The sequence below is a fragment of the Streptomyces sp. NPDC043876 genome (genome assembly GCF_056435825.1).
In genome coordinates, this window is the sequence record NZ_JBWKDV010000037.1 from 1 (window position 1) to 9,489 (window position 9,489).

At 73.6% G+C, this 9,489-nt stretch carries 3 protein-coding genes; all 3 read left to right on the forward strand.

The window, feature by feature from the left end; translation table 11 throughout:
* The first annotated feature begins 51 nt into the window (after window positions 1-51).
* On the forward strand, window positions 52-3,210 hold the full coding sequence (locus AC0693_RS38465) for a type I polyketide synthase (protein WP_478804584.1): 3,159 nt from the start codon (window positions 52-54) through the stop codon (window positions 3,208-3,210).
* A 126-nt stretch (window positions 3,211-3,336) separates the two neighbouring features.
* Window positions 3,337-9,216, forward strand: a complete 5,880-nt coding sequence (locus AC0693_RS38470; protein WP_478804586.1) for a type I polyketide synthase — start codon at window positions 3,337-3,339, stop codon at window positions 9,214-9,216.
* A 63-nt stretch (window positions 9,217-9,279) separates the two neighbouring features.
* On the forward strand, window positions 9,280-9,489 hold a 210-nt coding region (locus AC0693_RS38475; protein ID WP_478804585.1), incomplete at its 3' end, for a polyketide synthase docking domain-containing protein.

Genomic DNA, 9,489 nt, shown 5'->3' on the forward strand with positions numbered 1-9,489 from the left:
GTGGGCCGGCAGGTGTGTGCGGTGGGTTCACTGCGCCGCGAGGAGGGGGGCTTGCGGCGTTTCCTGACTTCGGTGGCGGAGGCGTTCGTCCAGGGCGTGGAGGTGTCCTGGCCGGTACTGTTCGAGGGCACCGGTGCCCGTACCGTCGACCTGCCCACCTACCCCTTCCAACGCCAGCACTACTGGGCACAGTCCTCGCCCGTCAGCACCGGCAGTTCAGCTGCGGCCCGCTTCGGTATGACCTGGGAGGAGCATCCGCTCCTCAGCGGCGCGCTGCAGCTCGCGGAGTCCGGTGAGCTGCTGTTCGTCGGGCGAATCTCCCCGACCTCCCATTCCTGGATCGCCGACCACACCATGGCCGGGACCGCCCTGCTGCCCGGGACGGCCTTCGTCGACATGGCACTGCATGCCGCCGCGGTCGTGGGCTGCGCGGGCGTGGAGGAGCTGAGCATCGAGGCCCCGCTGCCGGTGCACGGCGGCATCCGGCTCCAGGTGGTGATCGACGAGCCCGACTCCTCCGACCGGCGCCGCGTGAGCGTGTTCGCGCGGCCGGAGGCGGAAGACGGGGACACCGGCCGGTGGACCCGACACGCCACCGGCGTACTGACCCCTGCCGCCGCCCCCGACCCGGGCCGGCCGCAGTGGAGCCGCGAGGCCTGGCCGCCGAGCGGTTCCGTCCGCGCGGAGGCGGCGGAGCTCTACGACCGGTTCTCCGCGCTGGGATACGAGTACGGCGAGGTGTTCGCCGGCGTCGAGGCCGTCTGGCTGCGCGAGGGCGAGGTGTTCGCCGAGGTCCGCCTGCCCGCGGGCGCGGCGCCGGACGCCGAGCGGTTCGGGGTGCACCCCGGCCTCCTCGACGCGGCTCTGCAACCTTGGCTGCTGGGCGACTTCCTGTCGCGGCCCGACGACGGATCCGTGCTGCTGCCGTTCGCGTGGCGCGGCATCACGCTGCACGCGATCGGTGCCGACGCGCTGCGGGTCCGCCTGGGCCCGGCCGGAGAAGGGGCCATGTCGCTCGAAGCCGTCGACCTCGCCGGTGCCCCGGTGCTGTCGATGGACGCGCTGGTGCTGCGTCCGCTCGCGCAGGACCGGCTGGTGGAACTGGTCGGCGGCACGACGTCCGCGCCGTTGTACCGTGTGGACTGGCAGCGGAGCCCGATCGCGAGCACGGCGCCGTCTGCCACGGGGCTCTTCGGCTCCTTCCCGTCCGGTGCCACGCGCCGGTGGGCGGTCGTCGGGCAGGGCGGTGCCGCCGCACGGTACGCGACGGCGGACCCCGGCACGGGGTGCGTCGGGGTCTTCCCCGACCTGGACGCACTGCGTACGGCGCTGGACTCCGGAGCGGACCGCCCCGACATCGTCCTCGCCGACTTCGGGGCCCGTCCCGGCACCGCCGCGCCGCACGGGACGGATCTGGCCGACAGCGCACGGGACACGGTCCGGCGGGGGCTCGCCCTCGTACAGGGCTGGCTGTCCGACGAGCGCTTCGCCGCCGCACGTCTCGCCGTGCTCACCGAGCACGCCGTCGCCACCGAGGCGGACACGCGCCGGACGGACCTCGCGGGATCGGCACTGTGGGGGCTGATGCGTTCGGCGCAGACCGAGCACCCCGACCGCTTCGTCCTCGTCGAACACGACGGGCAGGACTCCTCGTACCGGACGCTGCCCACCGCGCTCGACAGCGAAATCCCCCAACTGGCCGTTCGAGCAGGGGAGATGCTGACCCCCGGGCTGGCAGTCCTGCCGACTCCGGGAGACGGGGGCATCGCGAAGGGCGCGGGGTTCGATCCCGAGGGCACCGTGCTCGTCACCGGAGCCACCGGTACCCTCGGCGGCCTGCTGGCCCGGCACCTGGTCACCGCACACGGCGTACGGCATCTGCTGCTGCTCAGCCGCAGCGGGCGCGACGCCGACGGGGCCGCGGAACTGGAGCGTGAACTCGTCAGTCTCGGAGCGCAGTTCCAGATTCTCTCCTGTGATGCGGCGGACCGGGCGGCGCTGAAGGAGGCCCTCGCCACCGTCCCCGCCGCACACCCGCTGACCGCGGTGATCCACACGGCCGGCGTCCTGGACGACGGCGTCATCGAGGCGCTGACCCCCGAACGGCTGGACCGCGTGCTGCGCCCCAAGGCGGACGCGGCGCTGAACCTGCACGAACTGACCGAGGGAATGCCGCTGAAGGCGTTCGTCCTGTACTCCGGGTCGGTCGGCCTGCTGGGCGGGGCCGGACAGGCCAACTACGCGGCAGCCAACGCGTTCCTGGACGGCCTGGCCCAGCACCGGCACGCGCAGGGTCTGCCCGCAGCGTCCCTGGCATGGGGACTGTGGAGCGCCGCCAGCACGTTCACCGGCCGTCTCGGCGAGGTGGACCTGCGGCGCATGGAGCGGTCCGGCATCGCGCCGCTCACGAACGAGCAGGGCCTCGAACTGTTCGACCGGGCGCTCGGTGCCGCCGCGGACGTGCCGCAGATCTGCGTGATGAGGCTGGACACGGCGGCGCTGCGTAGGCAGGCCGCCGAGCACGGGACCGCCTCGGTGCCCCTACTGCTGCGTGCGCTGGCGACGCCCGCCGTACGGCGCGGCGCGGCGCGAACGGGTCGTGGCGGACAGGCGGCGTCCGCGGTCACGGACGCACCGAGCCGGGCGCAAGCCCTGCGCGAGCGACTGGCCGGCCTGGACGCGGCGGAAAGGCGGGACGAACTCCTGGCCGTGGCCCAGGCGCAGTTGGCTGATGTGCTGGGCTTCGCAGACAAGACCGCGGTCGACCCCGTCCGCTCCTTCCGCGAGATCGGTCTGGACTCGCTGACCGCCGTCGAGCTGCGTAACAGGCTTGGTGTCGTCACCGGACTGCGGCTGCCGCCGGCGCTGGTCTTCGACCACCCCAACCTCGACGCGCTCGCGGCCCACTTGGCGGAGCTCCTCGCGGCGGAGGGCCGGGACGACGCGGGCGCCACGGCGCTGTCGGGCATCGACGTCCTGGACCGGGCGGTCCGGGAGATGGCGGCCGACGACACGCGGCGTGACGCCGTCCGCCGACGCCTCGCAGAACTGCTGGCGGTGGTCGGCGACGTCCCACGGGACGGCGACCGCGCCACACGAACGGCCGCCGACGCGGGAAGCCGCGGCGCGCAAGCGGACCCCAACCTGCTGGGGCGACTGGACTCCGCCTCCGACGACGATCTGTTCGCGTTCATCGAAGACCAGTTGTGAGCGGGACGCCGTGCGCGTCCCACACCCACACCGAAGCGCCGCAGCAGGCGCACTCGCACCGACACGAGCACGTAAGCCAGGAGGGTCCGGTCGATGACGGCCAACGATGACAAGATCCGCGACTACCTGAAGCGGGTCGTCGCCGAGCTGCACAGCACGCGCCGACGGCTGAACGCCCTGGAGGACGACGCCCGCGAGCCCATCGCCATCGTGGGGATGAGCTGCCGGCTGCCCGGCGGGGTGACCACCCCCGAGAGCCTGTGGAGACTGGTCGACTCCGGTACCGACGCCGCCTCGCCGTTCCCCGATGACCGGGGTTGGGACCTGGACGCGCTCCACCACCCGGAGTCGGGAGCCGTCCACTCCCGCGAGGGCGGTTTCCTCCACGACAGCGCCGACTTCGACGCGGAGTTCTTCGGCATCAGCCCGCGAGAGGCCCTGGCCATGGACCCGCAGCAGCGGCTCCTGCTGGAGACCTCCTGGGAGGTGTTCGAGCGGGCCGGCATCGACCCGGTCTCCGCCCGCGGCTCGCGCACGGGGGTGTACGCGGGCGTCATGTACCACGACTACGGCGCCCGGCTGAACGAGATCCCGCCGGGCCTCGAGGGCTACCTGGTCAACGGCAGCGCGGGCAGCATCGCCTCGGGCCGGGTGGCCTACACCCTCGGCCTGGAGGGCCCCGCCGTTACCGTCGACACGGCCTGCTCCTCGTCACTGGTCGCCGTGCACCTGGCGGCGCAGGCACTGCGGCAGCGGGAGTGCGACATGGCGCTCGCGGGCGGCGCGACCGTCCTGTCCACCCCCGACCTGTTCATCGACTTCGCGCGATTGGGCGGCCTGGCCTCCGACGGGCGCTGCAAGGCGTTCTCCGACGCGGCCGACGGCACCAGCTTCGCCGAGGGCGTCGGCATGCTGCTCCTGATGCGCCTGTCGGACGCGGTGGACAAGGGCCACACCGTCCTGGCGGTCATCCGTGGCTCCGCCGTCAACCAGGACGGTGCCAGCAACGGCCTGACGGCCCCCAACGGCCTCGCCCAGCAACGCGTGATCCGTGAGGCGCTCGCCAACGCGGACCTGGACCCCGACCAGATCGACGCGGTGGAGGCGCACGGCACCGGAACCCGGCTCGGCGACCCCATCGAGGCACAGGCCCTGCTGCACACGTACGGCACGAGCCGCAGCCCCGAACGGCCCCTGTGGCTCGGCTCGCTGAAGTCCAACATCGGCCACACCCAGGCCGCCGCCGGGGTGGCCGGAATAATCAAGACGGTGCTTGCGATGCGCCACGGACGGCTGCCCCGCACCCTGCACGTCACTCGCCCCTCCAGCCGGGTGCACTGGTCGGCGGGCGCGGTGGAACTGCTCACGGAGACACAGGACTGGCCCGGCCAGGGGAACGCCCCGCGCCGTGCCGGCGTGTCCTCCTTCGGCGCCAGCGGCACCAACGCACACCTGATCCTGGAGGGCGTCCCGGACGGGGACGACACGGCGGCGGAGCCCGAACCGGCCACCGGCGGCGGCGCCTGGCCGCTTTCGGGCCGGACCGAAGCGGCGCTGCGAGCCCAGGCCCAGAGACTCCACGACCACCTCGCTGCCCGCCCCCACGTGTCCCCCGCCGCGGTCGGGCGGACACTGGTCCGCTCCCGTACACCGTTCGAGCACCGGGCCGTCGTCCTCGGACAGGACACCGCCGCACTCCTGAGCGGCCTCAAGGAGCTGGCGTCCGGCGCGGCACACGGACCCGGAGTGATCACCGGCCGGGCCGCACGCGGACGCCGTACCGCACTGCTCTTCACAGGACAGGGCAGCCAGCGGCCGGGCGCCGGACGCCGGCTCTACGAGCGGTACGAGGTGTTCGCCCGCGCCCTGGACGAGGCGGTCGCGGAACTCGACCGGCACCTGGACCGCCCGCTGCGCGAGGTGATGTTCGCGGAACCGGGCAGCGCGGCGGCCGGCCTCCTCGACCGCACCGAGTACACCCAGCCCGCGCTGTTCGCCCTGGAAGTCGCCCTCTTCACACTGGTGAGTGCATGGGGTCCGCGCCCCGACGCACTCCTGGGACACTCGGTTGGCGAGCTGGCCGCCGCCCACGCCGCTGGAGTGTTCACCCTGCCCGACGCCGCCCGCCTGGTGACGGCGCGGGGCCGACTGATGGGCGAGCTGCCGGCTGGTGGCGCGATGGCGGCGATCCAGGCCGGCGGCGCCGAGATCGAGGAGACGATCACGGCACTCACGGCCCGCAGGCCGGCGCGGGTCGCCGTCGCCGCACTCAACGGGCCCGACGCCACCGTGATCTCGGGCGACGAGGACGCGGTCGCCGAGCTCGCCGCACTGTGGCGGGAGCGGGGCCGCCGCACCAAGGCGCTGCCCGTCAGCCACGCCTTCCACTCGCCGCACATGGACGCCGTACTGGAACCGTTCGCCCGGATCGCGCGCGACGTCTCCTACGCCGAGCCGCGCATCCCGGTGGTCTCCAACCTGACCGGCGAGGTCGCGTCGGCCGAGCTCCTGTGCACCCCGGAGTACTGGGTGCGCCACGCGCGCGAGCCCGTGCGCTTCAGCGACGGCTTCCGCACCCTGCGCGATCAGGGGGTCGACACCTTCGTCGAACTGGGACCGGACGGCGTGCTGTCCGCCCTGGGCCGCGACTGCCTGCGCGAAGAGGAACAAGGCGCCCCGCACCAGGACGGCCCGACGGACCGCGACACGGCCGGCTCCCCCGCCGACGGGCAGGAGCGTCCCGTGCTGACGGTGCCGCTGCTGCGCCGGGACCGCGACGAGACGACCACCTGTCTCGGGGCCCTGGCCACCATCCACACCCACGGCGTCCCCGTCGACCTCGCGGCCGTGCACGGTGACGCCGACGGATCCGCCGTCGACCTCCCCACCTACGCCTTCCAGCGCACGCGCTACTGGCTGGACGTCCCGGCCCCCGCCGCCGGCCTCACCGCCACCGGTCTGGAGCCGGCGGACCAGCCCCTGCTCGCGGCCGCCATCGACCTGCCCGACGGGGAAGGTACCGTACGGACCGGGCTGCTCTCCGTCCGCACCCACCCGTGGATCGCCGACCACCGCGTCCAGGACCGCACCGTGGTACCCGGAGCGGCCCTCCTGGACATCGCTGCCTGGGCGGGCACCGAAGCGGGCTGCCCCCGGGTCGCCGAGCTGACCTTCGCCACGCCCCTCGTCCTGCCCGAGAGCGGAGAAGGAGTCCGACTGCGCGTGACGCTGAGCGGCCCCGACGCAGAAGGCATCCGTACGATACGCATCGACTCCCAGCCCGCCGGCGCCGCTCGGGCGGCCGACGCCCCCTCCGACTGGACCCGGCACGCATCCGGCACCCTCGCCCCCGGAACCGAGGAGGCTGGTGACGGTGCCCACGCGTCGGCGGAACTGCTCGGCGCCTGGCCCCCGGCCGACGCGACCCCGGTGGCCCTCGATGCGGACGCCGTCGCGGCCGAGTACCGGCGTCTCGCGGAAGCGGGCGTGACGTACGGCCCCGTGTTCCGGGGACTGCATGCCGTCTGGCGGCGTGGCGAAGAGGTCTTCGCTGAGGTCCGACTCCCCGGCCAGGCGGCCGCCGACGCCTCGCGGTACGGCATACACCCGGCCCTGCTGGATGCCCTGGCGCACGCCACCGGGTTCGGTGAGCAGTTTACCGAGGCCCACGGCCTGCTGCCGTTCTCATGGAGCGACGTCCGGATACACGTCCGCGGCACCGACTCCCTGCGCGTACGGATCGCCCCGGCGGGACCCGACGCCGTGACCGTCGCGGCGGCCGACCCGACGGGCCGCCCGGTTCTCACCGCCCGCTCGCTCACGCTGCGCCCTCTCCCGGCGAACCAGTTCCAGAGTCCGCAGACGGGGAGCACACCGTTGTACCGACTGGAGTGGACGTCGGCCTCCGCTCCGGTGACCGGGCACTCCCGTCCCAGGCCGACGGCAGCGGAGTGGGGCGTCCTGGGCCATCCCGGCCAGGCCCTCCTTGAGGGCGTACGCGACGGAGTGCAGCCACCCGTACGGACCTACGACGATCTGGCCGCGCTCGCGGCCTCCGACACGCCCCTGCCCGACCACGTCCTGGTGGAGTTGGGCCACGACGGGGATGATCTTGCCGCAGGCGCCCACGACCTGGCCGAACGTGCGTTGGCCGTGGTGCAGGGCTGGCTGGCCCACGCCCGCTTCACCGACGCACGACTGGTCGTGCTGACGCACGGGGCGGTGGCGGCCGGCACCAGCGCGGTCCGCCCGGCCGCGGCCGTCGTCTGGGGGCTGCTGCGCAGCGCACAGTCCGAGCATCCGGGCCGTTTCGTACTGGTCGACGCGGACCCGTCTGACCGGGCCGCCTCCTACCGCTCCCTGTCGCGGGCCGTCACCTCGGGGGCGTCCCAACTTGCCCTGCGCGGCGACGAGATCCTCGTACCCCGACTCACCCACGGTGCGAACGGGCAGGGCGCTGCCGCCGGTCGCCTCGGCGACGCCACCGAGCCGGAAGCGGGCGCAGCCCTGAGGGCCGCCCCGTCGGGGAACCTTTCCGGCCCCTGGCGCGCGGACGGCACCGTGCTCGTCACGGGCGGAACCGGAACGCTCGGCAAGGCCGTGGCCCGGCATCTCGTGACCAAGCACGGCGTCCGGCACCTGATACTCGCCGGCCGGCGCGGAGCGGACGCCCCGGGCGCGGCCGGGCTGGCCACCGAACTCACCGACTTGGGCGCCGTCGTGAACATCGTCCGCTGCGACGCCGCCGACCGCTCGGCGCTCGAAAGCGTCCTGGCCGCCGTCCCCGCCGCGCACCCGCTCACCGCTGTCGTGCACACCGCCGGTGTGCTGGACGACGGCATCGTCACGGCGCAGACCTTCCAACGGATCTCGGCAGTCCTGCGGGCCAAGGCGGACGCGGTCACACACCTGCACGAACTGACCCGCGAACTGGACCTGTCCGCCTTCGTCCTCTTCTCGTCGGCCGCGGGAACCCTCGGCAGCCCCGGCCAGTCCGGCTACGCGGCCGCCAACAGCTTCCTCGACTCGTTCGCCGCCTGGCGGCGCGCGCAGGGCCTGCCCGCCGTATCCCTGGCCTGGGGCCTGTGGGGTGACGGCGGTGGCGCGGGGGCCGACGGCATGGGAGTGAGCCTGGCCGCCGCCGACCTGGCACGGCTGCGCCGTTCCGGAATCCTGCCCCTCGACCCCGCCGAGGCACTGGAACTGTTCGATGAGGCCTGTGACCCCGCCAGGACCGAGGCCGTACTGCTGCCGATCCGCCTCGACCTGGCCGGCCTGTGCGCGCGTTCCGCCCGCGGCACCATACACGCGAGCGTGGTGCCCGAAGTGCTGCACACCCTGGTGCCCCCGGCCGCCACTGCCGGACCCTCGGTCGGTGCCGACGCGCCGGATCCTGCGGCCGGCCAGGAGCCCCCGCCCACGGCCGCGGCGTCCGGCACCCTGGCCGAACGGCTCGCCGGGAAGCCGCGCGGCGAACGGCTCGCCGCCCTCACCGAACTGGTACGCACCGAGATCGCCTCGGTGCTCGCGCACCCGGACGCCGAACGGGTCCAACTGCAGTTCTCCTTCAAAGAATCCGGCTTCGACTCGCTCACCGCCGTCGAACTCCGCAACCGGCTCACCGCGGCCACCGGAACGAAGCTCCCCGCCACCCTGGTCTTCGACCATCCGACACCCGCGGCACTCGTCGACCACCTGGAACAGGAACTGCCGAAGGGAGCACAGGAGATCCCGGCGGACCTCCCGGCCGTTCTGGACGCGCTCGACCGGATCCGGGACGGACTCGCCACCGCCGTCACCGACGACAGCAGCCGCGACCACATCGCGGAACGTCTTCAGGGACTGCTCGGCACCCTCACCTCACCAGTGGCCGACATCCGCCCGGCCAGCGGACCGGGCGAGCACGACCGGCAGGGCCCCGATGAGCCGTCGCTCGGCGAACGCCTCGCCGCCAGCAGCGACGACGAACTCTTCGACCTCTTCGACAGCGACTTCCGATCGACGTAGCCCAGGGCCGCCACTTCCCTCCCGCCCCCGCCGCCCACCCCACACCCCTGGAGAAACAGCACCATGTCTTCCGCATCGCCCGCCACCAACGAAGAGAAGCTCCGCGACTACCTCCGCCGCGCCATGACCGACCTGCACGAGGCGCGCGAGCAGATCCGCCGGACCGAGTCGGCCAGGCACGAGCCGATCGCGATCGTGGGGATGGGGTGTCGGTTGCCGGGTGGCGTGTCGTCGCCGGAGGGGTTGTGGGATCTGGTGGCGTCGGGGGTGGAC